The organism is Paenibacillus sp. Mc5Re-14, from assembly GCF_001049835.1.
Lineage (GTDB): Bacteria > Bacillota > Bacilli > Paenibacillales > Paenibacillaceae > Paenibacillus > Paenibacillus polymyxa_C.
Map to the genome: position 1 here is coordinate 5,464,350 of NZ_CVPD01000001.1, position 24,660 is coordinate 5,489,009.

Here is a 24,660-nt window from a genome sequence, read left to right on the forward strand (position 1 = left end):
TTAGATTTTTTGTAGACATAACGCTGTATTGATCCCACCGAATCCCAGGCTTAGCTTTAGCATTCTTGTCATCGGATACTGAATTGCCCGTTCCTGCACCCAGTTAAAAGAGTCATCGACCGGCTCAAACAGATTGCGCGTTGGATGAAGTATTTTCGCCTCCATCTGCAGCAGACCAGCAATAAGTTCAACTGTTCCGGCTGCGCTTAAGCCATGTCCGGTCAGCGACTTGGTTGCATTGATGGGTGCATGCGCAAGTCCGCACTCGCGCAGTGCGTTTAGCTCGGTTGCATCGCCCAGCACCGAACCGGTGCCATGCGGGTTGACGTAATCAATAGCCGTAGGCGGCAGGCCGGCTTGCTTCAGCGCCCGCCGGATCACCTGCACCTCTCCCTCTAAGGAAGGATTGGGATTGCGGTTGCCGTCCGAGGCGATGGCCCAGCCTGTAATCGTAGCGTACATTCTCGCTTGGCGGGATGCGGCGAAAGCGGCATCCTCTACAACTACCGCTCCGCTGGCCTCGCCGTAAATAAAGCCGTCATGCAGACGGTCAAAAGGACGGCAGGCGGCGGCCGGTTCGTCGGCGAAACGGTCGCTCCCCATCGCCCCCAACGAGCGAAACCCTTGGCATTCCATGTAAGACAAATCCGCAAGCGCTCCCAGGGCAATACAGACATCCACTTGCTTAGAGCGTACAGCTTCGACGGCCTGAATCACTGCCGCCTGGCCGCTGGCCGAAGCGCCGCCAAGCGTAAACGCCGGCCCATGAATGCCGAAATGTTCGGTGCATATCCCGCATAAATCGCTGTCCATGTAGGCAAGTCCGTATGTAGGCCGCAGAAACGCTAGACGCTCAGCGTAAGCTTCATAGGCCAGCAATTGTTCGCGCTGCTGGAAGTTCGAGCCGCCGATGATCAGCCCAATACGTTCCGGTTCTACGCCGCCGAGACGGGCATCGTCCCAAGCCTCCTGTAGCACCGTCAAGGCGGCTTGGCTCGTTAAGGATAAATTACGCAGTTGACGGGACGTGAAGCGCTCCGGTAACCGAAGCGGCGGCAGCTCCGCTCCCAAGAATGCGGTCTGTTTCTGCCGTCCGGGTCGCTTCATCACGTCAAAGCCGTGCCGCCCTTCCATAAGGGCGGACGCGAACGCCTTCTTCCCTTGAGCTATCGCAGAAACTACCCCGACTCCAGTAATGACCGGCTCAAACCGATTCATGTTTGCTGTGAAGGACATCCACCAGTTCTCCTATGTTGCGGGCGCCAAATAATTCCACGCGCGGAATTTGTAACGACAACGCCTCCATGACCATCATTACGATTTCCGCCCGGTCCAACGAGTTGGCGCCCAGATCAGCCAGCCGGTCACTCGGCTGAAACGAATGCCCCGACAACTCCGGCAGTACCTCGCAGATCTGGCTTATGACCAGCGTCAACAATTCTTCTTTACTCATTTCGCGGTCCCCTTCTCTTGTATAAATTGATAAAGCTGATTGGCTTCCGCCAGTTCAATCTCGCCTCGATAAAGCAGTTCCAGCACCTCATCCAAAGTAGGCGGATCGGTCCGTTTGCCAAGCCCGACCAGCTTCCCTTCGGCAGGAGGGCATGCCTTCCCATGCTCCCTGGCCACATATGCCGTAAACTCGGCCAGATTCGGATAGTCATAGATTTTAGTTGCCGCGATTTGGGTTCCAAACCGTTTGTTCACCGAGCGGACCCATTCCACACCGACAATTGAATCCATTCCCAGTTCAATGAACGGCCGAGTCGGACTTACCGCTTCCCGCTCAAGAAACAGGGCTTCGGCCAGGGATACCGTAAGTTCTTCAAGCAGATGGTCCGCTGGGTCCGCAACCGGCGCGGTATGAACGTCGGTGCCCAACTGCGTGGAAGCCTGCCTGTCGGCCGCAGGAACTTCGTTCTCCAAACGGCGCCGTTCCTTGGCCAGAAACCCAGCAAACATGCGGACCGTCGGATAATCGTATACTTTGGTAGCTGCAATTGCAGTGCCGTAACGGTTATTCACCGACCGTATCCACTCGACACCGACTATCGAGTCCATTCCCAGTTCAATGAACGGCCGAGTCGGACTTACTGCTTCCCGTTCAAGAAACAGGGCTTCGGCCAGGGATACCGTAAGTTCTTCAAGTAGATGGTCCTCCGGGTCCGCAATCGACGCGGTGTGAACGTCGGTGTCCAACTGCGTGGAAGCCTGCCTGTTCGCTGCAGGAACTTCGTTCTTTAAACGGCGCCGTTCCTTGGCCAGAAACCCGGCAAACATGCGGACCGTCGGATAATCGTATATTCTGGTAGCGGCAATTGCAGTGCCGTAATGTTTATTCACCGACCGAATCCACTCGACACCGACTATCGAATCCATCCCCAGCTCAATAAAAGGTCTGTCGGCCTCCACCAGATCCGGCTCCATAAACAAAGCCTCACCTAGACTGGTGCACAGTTCAACCGCCAACGCTTCTGTCTCTTCGCCACTGGGAGCCACCGGCATCGGCATTAGCGCAGGCAATTCAAGCGCTGTTTTAAGTCCAGCTGGCCGAACGCCATCCGGGCTTTTTGACACGGGAGTTAGCGAGACGAACGGTTTCGTCCGCTCAAAAGCTTCGTTCTGTTCGGGGATCAGCCCGCTCAGTGGGCGAAGCGCTATTTTACCCCGCTTCCTTGCTGCAGCAGACAAGGAAGCTGCGGCTTCCGCGGGAACATCCACCGTTTCCGGCTCAACCAATGCAGCCAGTTTGTGTCCGGCGGGAATATCTTTCCGCATTGTCGTCTCTGCCGGTTGCCGATTCGCTTGCAACGGTATATTTTCTGCGGCCCTCCTCACAAGAGATGGTGCCGCCGACTCCGGTTGCAGCATCCCGAGGGGGCGCTGGATAATACGCGACAGCCAATAACGCTCTCTCGCAAAGGGATAGCCTGGCGCATGAGCACGGCGCACTCCGCAGTTCATAAAGAGTCTGCTCCAAACCAGGTCATATCCTTGGCAGTAAAGCTCGGCAAGGGAGAGCAAGGTTTCATAATACAATTCAGGTCGCTTAAGCTGGCTGCGGCTCTGCTCCAACAGTTCTTCGCCATAACGGGCAATGTCTTGTGTGCCGCTGAATTCCCGCTGCACTACGTCCATGTACAAACCCGAAGGCTGTGATTGGCTGCCGGATTGAAGCAGAGCGGATACAGCCTCTTCGCAGTTGCGGACGACGACGGCACAGCGGTAGAGAAAATGGAAACGGCCCTCCATGAGTGTACGGCTCAGTTCGGCCAAATCCGGGGTTTCCTTCCCGCCATGCTGCAATACAGCCAAAAGATCGGCTATTTTGCCCTCAAGCGCAGCTTCGCTTTTGGCTGACAACAGTAGCAAATAAGCCGGAGTCCCCGCTTCAACCGGTTCCCGCCGCTTTTCGTAACCTTCGACAACAACATGAGCATTGGTGCCGCTCATCCCAAACGCGCTGACCGCACCTAAACGGCGCTTCCCCGTTCTGCTCGGCCAAGGCTTGGCTGTTTTATTCAGATAAAAAGGGCTTCGCTCCCATCGGATGTATTCATTATCTTGCTCACAATTCAGCGTGGCCGGAATACATTCGAACCGCAAGGACTGAACCATCCCAATTAAACTTACAAGCCCCGAGGTCCCAAGCGTGTGGCCGAAATTCGTTTTATTGGAGATTATGGCGCAATATTGTTCACGGCTGGTATAGGTTTTAAAAGCATCACATAGCGCGTTGAACTCAACGGGATCGCCCAGCTTTGTTCCGGTTCCATGCGCAGCCACAACCTCAATCTCTTCTGGCTGAATTCCATAGCGCTTATATACTGTGCGAAGCAATTTGCTCTGTGCAGCCCCGTTCGGCGCTGTAATCCCGTTTGTTTTGCCGTCATAGTTAATACCGCTGCCTCTGATTACCGCATAAATCGGATCGCCGTCGGCTTCGGCATCGGCTAGCCGTTTCAGAATAATGGCCGCTGCCGCTTCGCCCGGAACCAGTCCGTTCGCCCGCTGGTCGAAAGCGAAGCACTTGCCGTCATCGGATAACATGCCGGCCTGACTCATGCCCACATACGTTTCTTGAGCGGCAATGACAGTGGCTCCGGCTGCAACCGCCGTATCGCTCTCGCGGTTTCGCAAACTCATGCAAGCCTGATGGACGGCCACCAGCGCCGAGGAGCATGCCGTATCGATCGCCATGACCGGACCGTCGAGATTGAGGAAATAGGCAAGTCTAGAGGCAAGAACGGCGTTGCTATGCGATGTTATGTTCCCTCTTCCCGCAGCCAGCAGCGCATAATCCCCTTGTTCAAGACCGACGAACATGCCTACGGTTCCCGAAGCGATTTGATTGGGGCCATAGCCTGCATCCTCCAGAGCATTCCATGTTTCCTGAAGCAGAAGACGCCCGCGCGGGTCCATAAGCTCGGCTTCCCGGCGCGAAATATCGAAGAATCCCGGATCAAACTCCGCAGCACCCGGCACAAAGCCCCCCCGGTTGCAGTTAGTGGTTCCCACTTCAAGTATCGGGTCACCGGCGATGCTCCGCCATTCCCAACGCTCGCCCGGAATTTCCTGAACCGCTTCGCGGCCTGCTTTCAAGATCTCCCACATCTCTTCAATGTTGCGGGCCATCGGGAACTGTCCGCTCATACCGATAATCGCTATAGCCTCCAGTTCCTGCGGAATTCCCTCCGCTGCAAGCGCCGGGCGATCATCGGCCGTACTTGCACCCTCGACGCTGCCCTTTGCGTCTAAAGGCCTTAATGATACCCCCGCCGCTTCAGTTCGGTTGCCGGGTTGGGATGGCACACTAGTGGGCTCGACTCCTCCGGCTACCGTTTCGGCGTAATTCCGGAGCATGGATTCCCCGTGTTCCAGAAGCAAGTAATTACCGACCGCGGCAATGGTAGAGTGGTTGTAGAACAGCGGTGGCATTATTTCAATACCAAAACGATCCGATAGGCCTCTTGCCAAATCGATCAGGCTGATTGAATCAAAACCGAAGCCAGAAAAACTCTCTTCATAGCTCAGTTTGTCGCAGGGGATTTTTAAGATACGGCTGATTTGCTGCTTCAGTTCATTCTTAATGAAAAGTTCCAACCCCCGCTCCGGCTCCGCCGCATGGCCGGGCGAGTTCAAATGGAGCGGGACTTCTCTACTCGTTTCCCCTGCTGTGACTGTGAGTTCCCGGATCCGCTCAGGCCGGCCGGGAAGAACAATGCTGTGGGAGCCGCTGGTAGAGAGCAGTTGATCATACAGAGAAAGTCCCTCATCCGTTTCCAGGTAACGCAACCCGCTGTACTGCAAATACCGCTCCTCTTTCGCAGCGTTGCCGGCATGCATGCCTCCTTCCCGCCACAGCGGCCACAGTATAGCGACGGCCTTTCCATGGCGCATTGCGTTTTGGCGCAGCCCGTTGCGATAGCTGGCATAAGCCAGTTGAAACCGACTGCCTGCCGCATAACTGCATGAACCGAAGTCTCCCAGCACAGCCGCGACCGAAGAAAAGTAGCAGATAAAATCCAGCGGTTCATCCCCCAGCACCTCGTCAAGAACCAAGGTTCCGTCGATTTTGGGCGCCAGTTCCTCTTGCAGGCTTTCGGCCGTTCTTCCTAAAATGTCCTCTTCCCCCAAAACGCCTGCCGCATGAATCATGCCGTCGATTCTCCCGAATCTGTTTCGGGCTTTCTGTATCTCTATCTTGAACCACTTGGCGTCGGTAATATCGGTTTGGGCATAATACACCAAACTGCCGAGCTCCTCCAGCTCGCTGATTTGCGAACGTTTATGATCATCCAGCGGCGACCGGCCAGCCAAAATCAGGTTTACCGGATGCTTCATCGCCATATGGCGAGCTAGCAACAGCCCAAGTCCCCCCAGGCCACCGGTGATCAAGTATGTTCCGCCAGATTTCAGCATGCGACCATCCAGAGGCGCCGCTGCCGTTTTCAGGCAAGCGGCATAACGCTCGCCTCCACGGTAAATAACACTTTCTGTCTTGGCACCCTGCATTTCCGTCCACAGCAAGGCCAGCCAGCGATCCATCGTATCGGCGGTGCCACCCGCCGCTTCGCAGCCGATGACGGCAGAACGCGTATGAGGCAACGCCAATGAGAGAGAGCGGATAAATCCAATCCAGCCCTCTGTATAGCAACGATCAAGACCGTCTATGGCTGACGATGCACAATAGAGTCGGCGCGGTCTCAAACCGGAAGCGGCTATGCCCTGCACCGCATAAGACAAGCCAGCAATATTACGAAGCTGTTCTCTCGCTTCCACCGGCCAAACACATACAACGGCATCGACTGGGCCATGGTCACTGTGGACAGCTTGCAAAGCTGTTCCAAATCCTTGTGATGAAACCTCGTCCACTATATATGCCGTCGGTCCCGATTGCAGGGCATGGTCGGCCGCAACGATAATCACCTTAATCTGCGGCGCAAGGCTGCGCATCGTGTCTAGCACAACTCGTTGCGAATCAGCGGAAGTTAACAGGAAGACCACTGTCCTCCATACGGCGTCAGTTGCTTCCGGTGAGTACTCTATTTCCCGCTCTGCCCACACTTCCTCCAGGATTGCGGGTGCATCTTCCTGCATTGCAGTCGGTTCGGCCAAGTCCATAGCCGCAGGTAGCCGATTGGCAGCCGCAACGGATTCCGACGCTGCAAAAGCGTTGCGGCTCCCCGGCAGCCAGTATCTTTCATTAGCGAAGGGATAGCCAGGCAGCGGGACCTTGGATGGCAGTCCGTCCGTATAAAGCAGGCGCCACTCGAGCGGAACGCCTCTGACCCATAGTTCCGCCAACTTGCCGTGCTTCCCTTTGCGCAACCAAGCCTCTACCGTCGACCGCATGTCCTCGTCTTCCGCAAACAGATGCATGGATTCCCGCCTGGTGTTGGCTTGGCCACGGTAAACATCGGAAACCGTTTCTTTCCCGTCGCTCACCTGCTCCAGCTTGCCAGCAAGTTCGGCGAACGAACCAGCGACAATGGCCAGCCGTTCTTCCAGGGGCTCTCTTCCGGTTTGCAGGGTGTAGGCCATCTGCTGCAAACTCATACTCGTCTTCGACGCTTCATTTGTCCTGTGGACGGTTTGCAGCAATCTCCGGGCATACTCCTGCAGTTGCTCCCCGCTCTTTGCGGACAGCACAAATAGTTGACGGGATACTGTCTCCTCCGGCAGCGGCCGCAAGGGAGCGGCGTATTCCTCCAGCACGACCGTCGCATTGGCGCCTCCGGCACCAAATGAGCTCACCAGCGCCCTGCGGGGATAGACAATGGTCTTCCCGTCTTGCTCTAGCTCAGGTTGTCTCCATTCCGCCAACTCCTGCTGCACCATGAACGGCGTCTGCGTGAAATCGATATTTGGATTTAAATGCTTGGCATGCAGCGATGGAACCAGCTGGCGATGTCGCATTTGCAACAGCACCTTCGTAAGCCCGGCAATTCCGGCAGCCGCTTCCAAATGGCCGATATTTGACTTCACAGAGCCGAGCGGGCAGAATTGATTTTCGCCGGTGAACATCCTGAAGCTACGGGTCAGTCCTGCAATTTCGATCGGATCTCCCAACAGAGTTCCTGTTCCGTGCGCCTCGACATAGCTGACTGTCCGCGCATCCACCTCTGCCTGGCGCAGCCCGGCGAGAATCAGCTCACTTTGAGCCACCGGATCGGGTACGGTGTAACCGTTGGTCTTGCCACCGTGGTTGACCGCCGTACCTTTAATAACGCCGTAAATATGATCGCCGTCGGCAACCGCCTTGTCCAATGGCTTTAGTAGCACAGCCCCGACCCCTTCTCCGGGCACAAAACCGTTGCCGCCTTCGCCAAAACTGCGGCAACGGCCATCCGTAGAGGACATCGACATCTGGGAGTGCATCAAATATTTGGCCGGATGAAGGGACAAGTTGACTCCGCCAACAACGGCAGCCTCGCATTCGCCCCGTTTAATACTTTCAACGGCAAGATGGAGCGCCGTCAGTGATGAAGAACAGAGCGTATCGACGGCCATGCTGGGACCATGAAAATCAAAAAAGTAAGATATTCGGTTGGCAATTGAACCATAGGCAGAAACGACTGAAACCGGATCGGCGTCTTCATCTTCATGGCGGACAGCATTGTACAGTTGGTATTCGGCATACATAACCCCGACGAACACTCCGACACGTCCGCCAAATGCGCGCTGCATCGCTTCGCGGCTATAACCCGCATTCTCGAATGTATGCCAGACCGTTTGCAGGAACAAACGCTCCTGCGGATCCATAATTTCGGCTTCTTTGGGAGAAATATTGAAGAACAGCGGATCGAATGCATCCGCATCTGCCATAAATCCTCCCCACTTGCTATACATTTTGCCAGGAGTCCGCTGTCCAGGATCAAAATGCGGACGGTAGTCCCAGCGTTCTGCCGGAATCTCCGTGATGCAGTCGATGCCTTGCTGCAAGTTTTGCCAATACTCATCCAGGGTTTCCGCTTGGGGGTACCGCCCATCCATTCCTACGATGGCTACACAGCGTAAGTTGCCTGCGGGAACAGGCCCACTCCCGACGTCCGGCGGACAAAGGGTTTGCATTCCCCTCGGTTTGCAGTTGCCCGGAGCCTGAAAGGCAGCGGCTTCATCTCCCGGTTGCGCTGGACCGATACCAAGCAGCTTCCGGGCTTGTACGGGATAGGTTGAACATAAATATTGCGCAGCTTCACGCAAAGTCCTGCATTCAAAGAACAACGTCTTCGGGCACTCCTCAAAATCACGCCCCAGCCTGCCGTTCAGCCTTGTAATCATCATGGAATGGATACCGTAATTCTCCAGGGGAGTATTCATATTCAACCGGTCCTCCGGGATTTCCGAAATCTCGGCAAATATGCCTAGAAGGTATCCTTCCAGACCGGGTAGCAAATGACCAGCCGCAGAGGTATCGCCTTCCGGCGATCTTAGAGCCTCGGCTTCGGCGGATGCTGAAACCTCCATTACAACAGAAGGTTTATCGTCCAGCCAGTGGCTGATCCTGGCGAACGGATATCCGGGCATCGGCAATTTGCGCTCGGTACCCTGTTGTAGGAAGTCCCAGTTCACCAGATCACCTCGCACCCAGCGCTTGGCTGCCGTCACAGGGTCCGCTCCGTCAATTTTGCGCGGCTTGGATCTGGTTCCGGCACTGCCCCGGTAAAGGCCTGCGACATTGCCTTCTCCCCGGTTGTATTGCTGCAGTTTGTTTCTTAACTCCGACACGCTTACAGCGACTATAGCAAGTCTCTCTTCCAGAGCCTCCCGGCCTGACTGCAGAGTATATGCAATGTCGGATAACGCTACCGTTTCACGCTCTCCCAACCAGTCGGATAGTCTCGCAACCGACAAATCAAGCTGCTCGGCCGAGGCGGCTGAGAGCGGAATGACAAGCGGTCCGGTCTCCCTCTTCGCCCCGCCGGCCTCCGGCGCACTGCGGTACGCCTCCAGAACGACATGGCTGCCTGACCCCGTTGCTCCGTAAGCGCTGACCAGCGCTCGCAAAGGCCGTTCGTCGTTGCTCTTCCAATCCGCAAGCTCGTCGGCCACCGTTATTTCATCTGCTTTCCACGCAGCCAGCGGATTCAGTGGCAAGCAATGGAGCGTGGGCGCCAACTGGCCATGCTGCATTTGCAAAAGAACCTTGGTTATTTGGGACATCGCCGAGGCAGATTCCAAGTGGCCGATATTGCCTTTTATCGACCCGACGCGGCACGGCCCTTCTGAGCGCTTTATATTGCCGAACACTTCGGAAATCGCCTGCATTTCGGCGGCATCGGCCATTCCGGCGCCTGCCGCAGCCGCTTCAATATAACTGATGGAGGAAGCCTCCACGCCTGCGTTATTCAATGCTTTTCGCATCGAAGCAGCCATTGCAGAAGCGTTCGGTGCACCGAATCGCATTGTACGTCCGGTGTGGCTGATGGACGTCCCCTTAATCACACCGAGAATGTTGTCTCGGTCCCGCTCCGCGTCTTCCACCGGCCGGATCAGCATGACTCCGACGCCCTCGCCAGCCAGCCAGCCTGAGGCTTGGGCACTGAAAGGTCGCCCCTCGCCGTCCTTAGACAAAAAGTCGATGCTCTTCAACAGAAGCTCATGATACTCATCCGTCATCAAATTGACGCCGCCGACGAGAGCGGCATCGCACTCGCCCCGCTTGATGCTTTCGCAGGCAAGGTGAATCGCCGTAGCCGCCGAAGAGCAGGATGTATTGACCGCTATGCTGGGGCCATCCAAATTAAAGTAATAGGAAACTCTGTTGGCGATAGACGAGTGGAAGGCCATCGGCTGCTCCATTGGAGAATCGCCGCTGGGGCCGCTGCCCCGGTTCTGGTAATCACTCCACATCGCGCCCATAAATACGCCTATAGAACCAGCTGTCCGCGACAATCCTTCCGCTGTATAGCCCGCATGGCTCAAACAATCCCATGCTGCTTCCAGAACGAGCCGTTCCTGCGGATCCATCGTACGTGCTTCTCCGGGAGAGATATGGAACAATAGGCTATCGAAGCAATCGATATGCTCCAAATACCCGCCTTTGCTTCCATTGTACGGAGCGGCAGGGCGGGAGGCTGTCCACAGCTTTCGGCGTTCATCCGGAAGTGGAGATATCGCGCTGTTGCCGCCTCGAAGCAGTTCCCAGTATTCCTCCAGGCTGTGAGCTCCGGGATAGCTGCCGCTGAGGCCAATGATTGCCAGATCGTGCTGAATAACCTTCCGTTTCAAAGCCAACGGCATCCGTTCCGGCGATACCTGGGACAGGGACGGACGGTCCTCCAGACGTTTCCATCCCGCAGGCAGCGCTTGATTCACCTTACCGCAAGTGAAGCTATGGAGCATCACATCCTTGTCGCCCAGCTTGAATCCTACACGGACACGCTCAAATTTCAGCCCGCCGATCGGACATACGCCAATGCCGAATTCGGCTTGGCGCTCCATTAACAACTGACCCATGTATCCCGCTTCCAGTAGAGCATAATACAGGCTTTCTCCCTTGAAGACCGGCTCCAGATCGCCCAGCCGGCCGATCATAAACAAATTGAACGCCGAGGATTGGAAATGCTTGCGGTTGAACGGTGTGTGAATCTGCTTGACGAATCCTTCGGTCGCTGAAGACATTCTTATCAGCGAGTGCGCAGCGGCGTCGTAACGGTAAATGCCTTCCTCCAGATTCTCGATACCGCCTTCCTTGGCGTAGAGATATATGCTTACCGCGCGGATTCCGGCGGCATCTGCAGACAAATACCTGTCCGTTCCTTCCGCCGTCTGCGGTCTGAACAGCGTCAGCAGCTTTCCAAGCCGCTCCAGCGGCACCGGACCGATCTGATAGTTCCGTTGGCAAGCACGCATCTCATAACGTCCATTGGCCGATGGCATACGCTCCAAGGGTACTGTCGCTTCCCCCGCGATTTCCCGGAGATGCAGCCGTTTCGCCATAAATCTAAAGTGTTCCTTCGGGCTCATGATTTGCAGTTGATCCCACTGCGAAATCGACTCAATATCGAGGCATTCGGCGTACGCGCCTTCGTTGGCGGCATCTGTAAAATGCGTCGTAGAAGTTTCACCCGTTCCCCGCAAGTATTCAGCCAGCGTCTGCATCTGTCCGCTGTCTGCAGCAGGGTCCGGCACACCACCCAATATACAATGCAGGAAACGGTGGCCCTGATTGAGATGCATACCTTCACGTATTGCGCCGAAATCGAGGCCTGTCACCGGATAAACGCCCAGTCCGCAATCTTGCTGTCTGCTTACCAGCAGTTGGGCCATGTACCCCGCCTCCACCGTTGCGAGCACCTGACTGCCCATCTGGTAAATCGGCACAATGGCATCCATCTGCGCAATAAAAAACAATGCAAATCCGGCCGTATCGACCACGGTCCGATCGCGGGGCATAAATGCCGCCCGTTCCAGCTCAAAACGGCCATTAATCAGAGCCAGCACATGTCGCTCGGAATGAAAGTAGTAGAGACCGCCCTGCAGGCCTTCCACTGCTTGTTCTTTAACGAAAATATAGGTCTGAATGGCATTCAGACCTCCCGCAGACGGATAATGGTATTTATACTTGCCGCCGTCCGCTTCTTCACACGCTCCCAACCAGGATATCATTCTGCTGAAAGACCGGAACGGAATCTTGCTGCTGGCAAACCGCCGCGCCGTTTCCCCCTGGCTGTATGCCGATGGGTTAAAGGACGCGAGGGAGAGTTCCGTGATTGCACCGTTATCTGTAGTGTCCGTCGCATTTAGTGTTTGCGTTTCCTGAATCTCAACTTCGGCCGCATGTATCCGCGGCAGTTCCCCCTCCCCATGTCCGGGAGCAATCCGCTGCGCGACATAAGCCGATACCGCTGCAAGGTTAGGTTCATCCAAAAAGAGATCGACAGGAACCGCAACGCCATACCTCCCCTGGATGTTCTCCACGATTTGCACCATTGTCAACGAAGTTGCGCCTTGATCGAACAAGTCATCCCTGGGAAGGATTTCTTTCAAATACAGCGCATCGGCTAAATAAGCCGTCAATTCGCGCAGCACTTTACTCTCGGAAGTTTCGGCAGGCGCACGCCCCACCGATGGACCCAGACATAAGGACGGCGCAGCTATGCTGCCTGTAGCTCCGTCAATTTCCCCACGGTTAAGCGCCTGCGGCGATTTGTTTGGGAAGTTGCCGGTTCGGGAAATGTATCCCGCTATGGCCGCCACAGTGGGTTCATCAAGAAAGATTTCGATCGGTACAGCTATTCCATACTGCCGGTTTAGATTTTCTCCTACCTGAACCATCGTCAGCGAAGTAGCCCCATTGTCGAACAAATCATCGTCTGCCCTCAATTGATCCGTTTTCAGCAGCTGCTTCATCTCTTCCAGCAGTCCGGCCGTAATGTCTGCCAGCCAGGCTGCGCCATCAACAGCGGCTTCAGCATGCCGTGCAGAAGATTCGGCGGGAAAATCAGAAGTATCGACAGGCCAAGGCAACGCTTTGCGATCCAATTTCCCGTGGGCCGTTACTGGCAACGCCTTCATATATACGATACGGTTTGGCACCATATAACCAGGCAGCTTGCTTTTGGCAAATAACCGGATCTCTTTGACATCGGGCCATACCCCGCAGGGCTCAACATAAGCGATCAGTTTGGGATCACCGCTTTCTTCGTCCCTGACCATGGCGGCGGCATCCGCGACCGCATCATGCTGCCGCAGTACCGCTTCGATCTCGCCCAGCTCTACCCGGTTGCCGCGAAGTTTAACCTGAAAGTCGATCCGGCCCAAATATTCCACCATGCCGTCAGCCAGATAACGCACGCGGTCTCCGGTCTTATAAATTCTGGCCCCCTCTACTCCGCTGAAAGGATCGGGGATAAAGGAAGCTGCTGTCAATTCCCGCTGGTTCAAGTAGCCCTTGGCCAACCCGATCCCGCCGATATACAGTTCGCCTTCCGCCGCCGGCCTAAGGGCATGATCCAGAATATGCAGCTCAATATTGTCGATCGGGCGGCCGATCGGAACTTTGCGGTCCTCCCGCTCCTCACACTCCCAATACGTAACATCGATAGCCGCTTCAGTCGGGCCGTACAAATTATGCAATCGTGCACAGAGCTTTTGCTTGAAAGCAGCTACCAACTCAAAAGGAAGCGCTTCCCCGCTTGTGAATACATGCCGCAGTGTGCGGCAATGCAGCACGCTAGAATTTTGTAAGAAAAAGCGCAGCATGGATGGAACGAAATGGCATACCGTTAACTGTTCCTGCTGAATCAGCCGTACCAGATAATCGCTGTCTTTGTGACCATCCGGTTTGGCCAGCACAAGACAGGCTCCAGAAAGCAGCGGCCAGAAAAATTCCCACACCGATACATCAAACGTGAATGGAGTTTTTTGCAGCACCCGATCTCCGTCGTTTAGCCTGTACTGCCGCTGCATCCACAGCAGTCGGTTACAGACTGCCCGGTGCGGTAGCATACATCCCTTCGGCTTGCCGGTGGAACCGGATGTGTAAATGACATAAGCCAGATTGCCGGGAGCCGCCAAGCCGTCCGGATTATCCCCACGTTCATCTTCCATGCTCTTCCATTCACTGTCCAGGCAGACCACTGTGCCGTCAAACCCGCTCAGCTTATGCGCGTGTTTATCTTGGGTGAAGACAACGCTTACCCCGGCGTCCTCCAGCATAAATGCCAGCCGTTCTCCCGGAGATTCGCAATCTAGAGGAAGATAAGCCCCTCCCGCTTTCAAAATTCCGAGCAGCGCAACTACCATCTCCAGAGAACGCTCCATGAAGACGCCTACGATGCTGTCGGGACCAACGCCGATGCCCCGCAGATACCAAGCGGTACGGTTCGCCCGTTCATTTAGTTCGGCGAAGGAGAGTGTCTGCCCATTGAAAAGAAGCGCCGTGGCACAGGGAGTTCGTTGCACCTGCTCCTCGACCAGTTCATGCAAGCACCGCTTCTCCGACTGTTCATCTGCTTGCAGCATGTTCATCGTATCACATACCTTTCGTCGTTATGGCCTTGGCCGCGAACAACATAATCCATAGATTTTTCCTGGACCAGCTCGTTCCAGCCGAATTCATGCCATGAATATCCGTTTGAGGAGGCAAGCGCCTTTAGGGTGGACACATATCTGGAAAACATCTCCTTGATCATCTGCTCAGGATACACGCCTCTCAGCACATCCCACTGAAAGTAAAGCTTGCCGCCGCGCTCTTCGGCGATATGGTCCAGATAAACCTGCGGTGTTTTGGTGATGGTATTCAATTTCTTGAATTTCTCCGGCCAAACGAGTCCGCCTTGCGGCAGCAGATTGGTGAAGACAACCGGAAACAGCGGTCCTCTTTCCCCTCCTCTGCGCATGGCAGCCTTGCGCAACCCTTTCAGCCCGCTCACTGCCATATGCGATAAGTCCGCTTGAACAGTTTCTCCGCAGCGTCTAACATTATCTGCGAAGCTTCTGGAGTCGGTGCCGAAGGACACCCAGCTCATGGCGGTAAAATCACCGACCGTCTCATACATATGTGGATGGAGCGGGAGACGGTCCCAGCATGGTATGGCGATTGTAAAGGGCTCATGCTTCAACTGGGCTGCAAGGGTTCCGGCAAAGGCGGTCAGCAGTACCATTCCCGGTTCCATTCCGCGCTTGCCTGCGCGCTCTTTCAACGTATGCCAGGAGGAAAGGACGCCATGATACTGTACATAATCTAGTTGACCACCTGCTGTGCTTCCCGCTGTCGAGGACAGATTAGGTCCGGGGGGCAATGCAGCAAACTTGCTTTCCCAATATCTCATGCTTTGGGCATAGCTTTCGGTTTTTTTTATAAATTTGCAATGACATGACATAATCGCGAAACAGCCCAGCGGTCGGCGAAGGCTCTGTGCCGGATTGCTCGTACCCGTTAAGCCATTGGGCAAGGAGCAGTTGAATACTGTAGCCGTCCGCAATCAACATGTCGATGCTGAAGTGAATCCGGTAACGCCCCCCGGGCAGCACCGACACCCGGAGCTCAAAGTAAGGCCAAACATTCAGATCAAACACCCTGTCGAGCATTATCTGCTTCGTCAATTGAAGTGCTTTTTCCGCTTCCGCCTCGCTTTGATCCGACAGGTCGCTCCATTCGATCCGATATTCGGGCGGATGCTCCAGCAATTGCTGGACCCCATCCGGGCGGATCACGGTCGCAAGCATCGGATGAAGCCGCACCAAACAGTTCCAGGCCTCTTCCAGTTTGCCCCGGTCGAGTTGCTCCGCTTCAATCTCCTGAAAGAACTGGCAGCTGCTGTTGCCGCCGGCCATATATGCGCTGCGTCCGAATACGTAAGCCTGCTGCTGATCCGTTAGCGGAAACGGCTTGTAACGGTCCTGGGGATTGCTTTCGAATGTTAGGCCCTCCGGGATTTCGAATACCCGGCGGGGGCTGTCATCCGGTATTGCCGGCGTTCCTGTTACTGTGTTAGACGCTAGAGGCAAGTGCTCCCGCCGTTTCCCTTCCGCTGCATACTCCGTAAGGATGGATTCTTGCCATACATCCTCTGCAGAGGCAAGCTTGCCCAACAGAGCGCAATATTCTTCGAACATCGTCTGCATAGTGCCTTCCTGGAACATTCCCTCAGCCACATCCCAATTCAGCACCAGATCTCCAGCCCTTTCCAGAACCTGATGATCCAGGTACACTTGCGGCGTTTGAGTGACCATATAGCTGACCTGGTCAAAAAAACTGCTCTCGCCGGCTGCAGTCCCGCTGTTGATAAGCGATGTAAACACTACGGGCAAGGATGACGTTCCGGACATCCGGTTGCTAACCTTCAGCTCTCGGAGCGCGCGGACACCGCTGACGCAGCTATGGTCGAGAGCCGCCCACAATTGCGCCTGATGGCTGAGCAGACGGTCGATAAACGCCTCTCCTCCGTCCTCCTCAATGATGAACAGGCTTGAAGAAAGAAACGGACCCAGCACTTGATCAAGCTGTGGATGAATCGGAACACGGTTCATCAGCGTAAGGATCAGCGAAAAAGTGCTCTGTTTGCTCCAAGCGCGGAGAATCTCGGTAAATGCTCCAAGGAGCACGATGGTTGGAGACACTCCGCCGCTGTCCGCTTTGCGCTTGAGCCGCTCCCATTGCTCTCCGGGCAGAATGGAAGTAAGTCTGGCTCTCTGGTATCGATCCATTCTGCTTAATTCAAGATCGCTACGCGTGGGCAAAAGTGGACCATAAGGCATGCCGTGCAGCTTATTCTCCCAGAAATCCAAATCTTGGCGGTGGCGCGGCGAGCCTTCAAACGCTTTAATCGCTGCAATGTAATCGCGAAAGCTAATCTCCAGCCCCGGTAAAACGCCAGCGCCCCGTTCATAAAGATGCTTCCACTGCTGCAAGAGCATAATTAAGCCACTTGCGTCGATGATAAATTCATCAATACTGAAGTGAACGAGATAACGCTGGTCCGGGCACAGGCTGATCCGGATATCGAACAACGGCCACTGGCCGGTCTCATATACCTTGTGAGACATAGCGTTCCGCGTCTTCGCAAGAGCTTCTTCCCGGGCCGGTGCACTTTTTCTCCGTAAATCTGCGGCTTTTATAGTATAGGAGGGCACCACCTCAAGCACTTGCTGCCTTCCCTCCGGCAGAATTACACAACGTAGCATATCGTGATGGGCCACCAGTGCTTCCCATGCCTTTCCCATCCAGTAAATATCCAGATCCGCCGCTTCCCACTCCAAATAAATATGGCAACCAGCGGGATCGCCGCCGATTTTCAGCTTGCGTCCCGTCAGGAATGATTCCTGCATGTCGGTAAGCGGAAACGGTTCATACCTTTTCTCGGGATCTGGGACCAGCACAGGGAGAAGCGCCCTTTCATCGGCAGACTCGCTCCGTTCGGCACCTGCATGCGCGGTATCTATACCCGGTAAAAGCTTTTCGGCATCCACGCTGACAAGCCAGTGACGAACGCTCTCTTCGAGCTGCTCCACGGTCTGCCGTTCATTTAATAAAGCCAGCGGCACCTCCAAACGGTAGGCCTCTGCAATCCTGAAGCGCAGGGTGACCGCCTGTATCGAGCTGTAACCCGCTGATGACAGCGGCTTACGAACCGAAAGTTCTGCCGGCGGGATGCCTAGCACTTCACCGATGAGTCCCCGAATATCAGGCAATCCTTGTATTTCCGGAGCAGCTTGGCTTGATGAAGTGACAGGAACAAAAGCGTTTGTCCGCTCCGCACGCTCTGCGGCATCCGACCCAATCCAGAAGCGGCCCTGCTCAAACGGATAGGCTGGGAGCGATATTTTATAGACAGACCGTCCTCCATGCAGCCGATTCCATGGCAAACTGCCCCCTTTGGCCCAATAAAGCGCCAGCTTCTCATATTGGCGGTCTCCGAGCAGGGTGTTCAGAATAGTGTCTCCGATTCTTCCGGACAGCAGACTGCGCAATTCGGGGTCCCCTTCCGACAACTCGCCGGTATACAGTCGAACAGTATTGTCCTGCTCTTCCCCGCCTGCTCCGGCCAATAACTGATAGTTCCGCAGTCCTGCCAAAAGTTCATCTCTGCTTTGAACCACCAATGCGAGCCGGCTGTCCATTTCTTTCCGGCCCACCTGCAGAGTATACGCCAGGTCGGCAAGCACAAGCGGTTCCCGCGCTTCCACATACTCTAGGAGCTTGGCTGCGGAAGCCTGCAGCTGGTTGCGGGTCATCGCCGACAGCACGACCAGTTGCGGCTCTGACTCCGGGGAAGCGGCTGCCGGAACCGGAATGTACTCCTCCAATACGGTATGGGCGTTGACTCCGCTGAACCCGTAACTGCTGATGCTCGCCCGGCGCGGCCGGCGAATTCCGGCCTCATCGGACGTAGGCAGCCACTGCCGGTTCTCGGACGCGATCCGGAGTCGGCTGCCTTTCAGTGAGATATTCCCATTCAGCTCCGTAAATTGGGCGATGCCGGGTATCACCCCATGCTGCATCGCCATCAACACCTTGAACAATTCCGATATGCCCGAAGCCACCTCGCCGTGACCAATGTTAGGCTTCAAGCTGCTGATATAGCAGAACCGCTCGGCGTCCCCCTCCGGTGCCGGAGCGCCGAATTCGCCGGCCAGCTCCTGATAACCCGATTTCAATGCACTGATCTCAATTCCGTCCCCCAGCGGAGAACCAATGCCGTGGGCTTCGATATAGGACACCGTGGCCGGATCAATTCCGGCAGCCCGGTAGGCTTGAAGCATCGCAGACTTCATTCCGGTCGCACTTGGTGCGGTTAGCGACATACTGCGTCCTCCGTGCGCGACCCCGGTGCCCTTGACTACAGCATAAATATGATCATGGTCCGACAGTGCCAGGCTCAGCGGTTTGACCACCATGGCACCAACGGCTTCACTGCGCACATAGCCGTCAGCCCCTTCTTGAAACGACATGGATCTGCCTGCGGGGCTCAGGTATCCCATTGCTTCGAATCCGATGAAGCTGTCCGGAGCAATCAGTAAATTGACCGCTCCCACTACCGCCTGGTCACATTCACCCCGGCGAATACTTTCCACTGCACGATGAAGGGCGACAAATGTTGATGAACACGCCGTTTCTATAATTTCGCTGGGGCCCCGCAGATCGAAGGCGAATGAAATCCGGTTGGCAATCATCGACGGAACAACAGTCGTCATGGCGAGCGATTCATGATAAGGAATATTTTGATACTCGGTTGGCCCTGCAGCTACGAACACGCCGGTTGAACGCTGAGACAGCGCATCCGCCGACATTCCCGCATCCTCCAAGGCATGCCACACTTCCATCAGCAGCAGTCTTTGCTGTGGATCCATAAGCTCCGCTTCGCGGGGGGAGATGCCGAAGAAGAATGGGTCGAAGCGGTCAACCCCATCAATAAAGCCGCCCCAGCGCTTGCCCCCCGCCTGCTTAGCCGCACTATCGCCAATACGCCATTTCCGGCGGTCTTCCGGCACCTCGGTTACGCATATTTTGCTTTGCAGCAAATTGTTCCAAAACGCCTCCAGGTTGTCCGCCATTGGAAATTTGCCGCTGATGCCGACAATCGCTATTCCTTCCGCCTGAGCAGGCTTCCGTGCAACTATAGCGGGGTCTATACCGGAGTGATCGGGCAATCGGCAGGACTCAACTTGATTCGTAACCGGCACCTGTACTACATAGCTTTCAGGCGTTCCGGTTGCCCGCCCAGTGTCCTCCTTACCGGGCAACAATGCTGTAAATGCCGAAGGATAATCGCGGACTAGAAATTCGGCCAGTGCACGGATGGTTGTATATTCAAAAAAGATCGTCGGCGTCAAATCCAGTTTGTACGCCTTGTTCAACTTATTCGCCATTTCCGTAAATGTAATGGAATCAAATCCGTATTTGGTAAATTCGCTGTCCTCACGTATTTGCTCCGGACGGATCTTCAACTGCCGGGATACGGCTGAAGCCAGTTCCTTTTCCACAAGCTCATGGATCTGCGCGTCTGGCGAGGCAACCGCAGAACCGGTATCCATCACGCCAACAGGTATTGGCGCAAGCAGCCTCTCCTGAATCCGCGTAGCATCTCCCCCATGGCCATGATCTGGGGCTTACCCGAGCCGTAGCACCGGTAAAACGTACGGATCCCTGTCTCCGTCTGTATGGGAACCATCCCCCAGCGGAGCAGCAATTGATCCTCGGCCGCTTCATTTACCCGCATGCCGCCTTCCTTCCATAACGGCCAATTGACCGCCAAAGTCCGGCCGTTACGGCGGTCTTCGGCTGCAAGCGCATCGCGGTAAAGCGCATAGGCATCCATAAATGCATTTGCCACAGCATAATCGGCTTGTCCTATATTCCCCAAACTTCCGGCCACCGAAGAAGCTATATAAAAGAAGTCAAGCGGCAACCGGCTGCTGGCCTGATCAAGATGAACGAGACCGGCAACTTTCGGCGCCATCACCTCGCGCATTTGCTGCTCCGTCTTGTTGATGATCAGACCGTCATGGAGTACGCCAGCGCCGTGAAAAATGCCGTGAAGCCCGCCGAATTCTCCCACAATGTCTGCAATCAGTCCGTCGACGGCCATACAGTCAGCTACATCAACTGTCCGGTATACCGCCTGTGCGCCCAGCTTCCGCAGTTCCTCCAGCATGGCCTGCTTGCCGGCATCCATCGGTGATCTTCCGATCAATATCAGGCAGGGGCTGTTCACTTGATGCGCAATTTCTGCAGCGAATATCCGGCCCAATCCTCCGGCGCCGCCTGTAATCAAATAAATCCCGTGGTGACGCCAAGGCATACGTTCGGGAACCTCATGCGCCGTCTGCTCCCAGCCGGCCACATGCCTCACTCCGCTTTGGTAACAGATGTGGAAGTCGCCGGGATGACAGCTATCCGTATTCAGCTTATCGGCTATACTTGTGGCTGATTCACCGTGATCAACCTCAATCAGTTGGCAGAGGAGATTCGGGTGCTCCACCTGGACCGTACGAAGCAGACCAGCCAGTCCTGCAAACACTCTCCCTTCCCCACGGTTAACCGTAACGAGCTGCAACAGCAATTTTCCGTTCCGTTTCTCTGCCATAACGCCTTTCACCTGCTCCAGCAGGTCTATCGCATATCTCATGTACCGCTCCGCCACATTGCCAACATCTTCTCGCAAAACACAGCAATCGACATCGGAGAGCAGCGATGCAAGCGTCTCGTGTTCCACTCCGTTGGGCTCACAAAAGAAGGCCATCCGCCGGGCATAGGAAATAGTCTGATTTGCCGCCTCCGCCCGTCGTTCCCGCCAGACGGGATGCAGCAGCAGCGGCTGGCTGCCAGAAGAGTGTTCCTGTAACGACACCTCGCCTTCCAATACACGCGTAGAAAATCCTTTCATCCGCACACACAGCAACCCCGATTCATCAAACAGATCGATATCAAGCTTCTCCACCTTGTCACCGGCGTTGCTTCCCTCGCTGTATCGAATAGCTGCCCACATTGCGGCAGAGCATGGGGAATAAATTACCAGCTCTTGCAAGGCAAAGGGCAGGGCCAGCTTCATTGTGGCTGCGTTTAGGCGCAGGCCCACCGATGCTTGAAGCGCTGCGTCCATCATGCTTGGATGCAGGACATATGCATTCTCGGTACCGGCAAGCGCCTGCGGCAGAGCAAGCTTGGCCAGCACATGCCCGTCTCCTAGATAAATCGCCTCCACGCCCCGGTGGCCCGGGCCGTAATCAATACCCATCGCTGCATACAGCGCATAGCACTGTTCCGCGTCAAGCAGGTCGCGGTTGCATTCACCGCGCAGCACATGCAGGTTTACCGATGCAGGAGCAGGCGCAGTGGTAAATGCCACTTTTCCTTGTGCGTGCACAACCGGATCCGCCCCATGTTCTTCGGCCTGACTGTATACATGGAATAAAATCTCGCCGGTGTTCTCCATCGATAGCCCGATATTCACTTGAAGAGGCGCCCCCGCTGAAACAATCGCCCGCGGCCACACCGTTTGCCTGATTACAATATTCTTCTGGTCTGTTCCTGAATCCCCGGCGGACAATTCGGCGGCCGCACGCACCATTTCAAGACATGCTACACCAGGCATAACCCGCTTTCCTTTCACGACGTGATCCGCCAGGAAAAACTCATCGCCCGTGAATATCGAGCGGTACCGTTGTTCTTTGATGGTTGACACATTTTCCTGCAATAGAGGATGAAGCGCGCTTGAGGAAAGCTGCCGGGCCACTGTGGACTCCGCCTTCCCGTGAATCGGAAACCAATAACGTTCTTTGCTGAACGGGTACGGCGGCAGCGGAATGCGGCGGCAGCCTGCCGTTCGATAGAGACTTTCCCAATCCGGGTCATATCCCTGCACATACAAGCGGCCCAATTCTTTAAGATTGTTCATAAAAGAGTCCGGAGATCGATTGCACGAAACGAGCTCATCCAGGATCCGGGCGCCTCTGACGATGAGAGCAGATTCGTCGGTCACTCCGCCCTGATCTTGAGGCTCGGTCCCGCAGGATATCACCGTTTCCAGCGCTTTAAGAAGCTCTTCCCGGCTGCAGGCGGCCAGAGCACAGCGAAACGGATAATGGCTGCGGCCCGCGGACAGCGTGTAGGCAATATCCGCCAATACGGCGCCGCCCCCGTCATGCTCAAGCCAGTACTTCAACCCGGACAGCCTACGACTTAATGCCTCTTCGGTCTTCGCCGAGAGCGGAAACAGGTAACCCGGAGTGTACGCTTGGTCCGCCGGCCGGTGCCTTAACGGGGGCTCTTCCAGAATCATGTGGCAGTTGGTTCCACTGAATCCGAATGAGCTGACTCCTGCCCGTAGTGGTACGCCAGCGTCAGACCGCCAGTCCGTCAGCGTTGTATTTAGATAGAACGGGCTGTCCTCCAAACGGATATGTTCGTTGACCTGTTCCACATGAATAGTAGGAGGGATTTGCCGATGCTTCATGGCCATTATAATTTTGAAGATTCCACCCATGCCTGCCGCCATAATCGTATGCCCGACATTCGGTTTATGTGAACCTATCGCACAATACCGTTTACGGTCGGTAAACGTCCGAAAGGCTTCTGTCAATGCCTTAATCTCAATGGGATCCCCCAGCTTTGTGCCGGTTCCATGGGCTTCGATATAGCTGATCGTTTCCGGCGATATATCGGCATTGCTGTATGCCTCCTCAAGCAGCGCCTTTTGCGACAGCATGCTTGGCGCTGTAATCCCCTTCGTTCTGCCGTCCTGATTTATCGCCGATCCTCTAATGACACCGTATATAAAGTCCCCCTCGGCCAAGGCGTCTGCCAATGATTTAAGTACTACCGCGCCTACACCCTCACCGGCAACAATTCCATCGGCCGAATTGTCGAAGGTTTTGCATTTGCCGTCCGGCGAAAGCATATTCGTCTTGGAGGCCATAATATAAAATTCGGGAGAGCTTAATGCGAAGACGCCTCCCGCCAAAGCCATCTTCGACTCCCCTTTACGGATACTTTCACATGCCAGATGAATGGCAACCAGTGAAGAGGAACAGGCTGTATCAATGGACAGGCTTGGGCCTTTCAGGTTCAAAAAATAAGAAACCCGTGCCGCGAGAATTGCCATATCATTGCCGAGAAAAGTTTGCGAACGGATTTCTTCCGCTTCCAGTGTCCGGTCTTTGTAGTCCGACGCTCGCCCGCCGACGAACACGCCGATTTTTTGGCCAGAGAGCCGTTCCGCCGGGAATCCGCCATCTTCAAACGCCTTGAAGGCCTCCTGAAGAAACAGCCGTTGCTGCGGATCCATAAGCTCCGCTTCCAACGGCGAAATATTGAAGAACAACGGATCAAATGCCTCAATGTCGGCAAGCAAACCGCCCCATCTGCTAACCGATTTATTCCGCTTTGCAGGATCGCTGTCGTAGTAATCATCAGTTCTCCAGCCATCACGGCTAATTTCCCGGATGCAATCGTCCCCGGCCTGCAAATGCTGCCAAAATTCCGCCACGGATTCCGCGCCGGCGAACCGGCCCGATATACCGACAATGGCAATGTCATCCGGTTTGCCCGATGCAGCGGGAAAGGCTGGGGCAACTTCGACGCTTCCCTCTTCTTCGGAGGTGGAAGCGGCCTGTTGAATCTGCGACAGCTCCTCCTCTCCGGCAAGCTGCCTATGGATAAATGGAACCAAATCCTTAATTTCCTGGTAATCAAAAATAACCTCCACTCCTAGTTGAAGCCCAAACTCAGCATTCAGCCCCTCCACCAGTTCAACTGCCAGGAGCGAATTGATCCCCATCTCAACAAAGCTTGCATTGGGGTTAGCCTCCGACCGCTCTTCTCGCAACAACCTGGCAAGGACCATCCTCAACTGGTCTTCAACGGCGGCCAGGCCCGTCTTCTGCCTCTCCTGGCCCAAGTCCCGAACCTGATTACGCTGCCGGGCATCCCCTTCAGTCGGCTTATGTTCACTGATATGGGCCGCCAACTCAAAGACATTCTGGTAATCGAATATAACCTCAATCCCCAGGTTCAGCGCCAGTCGCTCATTGATGGTTTCCACCAGTTCGACCGCCAGAAGCGAATTGATTCCGAGTTCGACAAAGTTTGCCTCCGCATTCACAGACTCCGGTGCCTGTATTAAGCCGTCTAACACTGCCAGTAACTCCGCAGCGATTGCTTCCTGCTGCCATGCGCGATCACTCTTCAACATACAAGCCTCCTATCTT

At 55.2% G+C, this 24,660-nt stretch carries 6 protein-coding genes; all 6 read right to left on the reverse strand.

All coding sequences use genetic code 11. The annotated features are described in order from the left end of the window. From BN1546_RS24645 to BN1546_RS24670, 6 genes are read right to left on the reverse strand one after another with little or no spacing between them, the layout of a single operon-like run. Positions 1 to 1,236 carry a beta-ketoacyl synthase N-terminal-like domain-containing protein gene (locus BN1546_RS24645; protein ID WP_255305537.1) on the reverse strand — a complete coding sequence of 412 codons (1,236 nt, stop codon included), beginning with the start codon at positions 1,234 to 1,236 and terminating at the stop codon, positions 1 to 3. Beyond that, positions 1,205 to 1,453 carry an acyl carrier protein gene (locus BN1546_RS24650; RefSeq protein WP_090739058.1) on the reverse strand — a complete coding sequence of 83 codons (249 nt, stop codon included), beginning with the start codon at positions 1,451 to 1,453 and terminating at the stop codon, positions 1,205 to 1,207. The genes BN1546_RS24645 and BN1546_RS24650 overlap by 32 nt, the downstream gene beginning before the upstream one ends. After that, the gene (locus BN1546_RS24655; RefSeq protein WP_090739059.1) at positions 1,450 to 14,478 is read right to left on the reverse strand and encodes an amino acid adenylation domain-containing protein; all 13,029 of its coding nucleotides are present in this window, start codon (positions 14,476 to 14,478) and stop codon (positions 1,450 to 1,452) included. Before BN1546_RS24655 ends, BN1546_RS24650 begins: the two co-directional genes overlap by 4 nt. Further along, positions 14,475 to 15,281 carry a condensation domain-containing protein gene (locus tag BN1546_RS24660; protein WP_176702354.1) on the reverse strand — a complete coding sequence of 269 codons (807 nt, stop codon included), beginning with the start codon at positions 15,279 to 15,281 and terminating at the stop codon, positions 14,475 to 14,477. The genes BN1546_RS24655 and BN1546_RS24660 overlap by 4 nt, the downstream gene beginning before the upstream one ends. After that, on the reverse strand, positions 15,235 to 19,986 hold the full coding sequence (locus BN1546_RS24665) for a beta-ketoacyl synthase N-terminal-like domain-containing protein (protein WP_090739061.1): 4,752 nt from the start codon (positions 19,984 to 19,986) through the stop codon (positions 15,235 to 15,237). Before BN1546_RS24665 ends, BN1546_RS24660 begins: the two co-directional genes overlap by 47 nt. Continuing rightward, positions 19,986 to 24,644 carry an SDR family NAD(P)-dependent oxidoreductase gene (locus tag BN1546_RS24670; RefSeq protein ID WP_090739062.1) on the reverse strand — a complete coding sequence of 1,553 codons (4,659 nt, stop codon included), beginning with the start codon at positions 24,642 to 24,644 and terminating at the stop codon, positions 19,986 to 19,988. Before BN1546_RS24670 ends, BN1546_RS24665 begins: the two co-directional genes overlap by 1 nt. Positions 24,645 to 24,660 lie beyond the last annotated feature (16 nt).

Coding starts and splice junctions, on each gene's coding strand:
- BN1546_RS24645 (WP_255305537.1), bottom strand. CDS start 1,236: ATGTCCTTCACAGCAAACATGAATCGGTTTGAGCCGGTCATTACTGGA.
- BN1546_RS24650 (WP_090739058.1), bottom strand. CDS start 1,453: ATGAGTAAAGAAGAATTGTTGACGCTGGTCATAAGCCAGATCTGCGAG.
- BN1546_RS24655 (WP_090739059.1), bottom strand. CDS start 14,478: ATGAACATGCTGCAAGCAGATGAACAGTCGGAGAAGCGGTGCTTGCAT.
- BN1546_RS24660 (WP_176702354.1), bottom strand. CDS start 15,281: ATGAGATATTGGGAAAGCAAGTTTGCTGCATTGCCCCCCGGACCTAAT.
- BN1546_RS24665 (WP_090739061.1), bottom strand. CDS start 19,986: ATGGATACCGGTTCTGCGGTTGCCTCGCCAGACGCGCAGATCCATGAG.
- BN1546_RS24670 (WP_090739062.1), bottom strand. CDS start 24,644: ATGTTGAAGAGTGATCGCGCATGGCAGCAGGAAGCAATCGCTGCGGAG.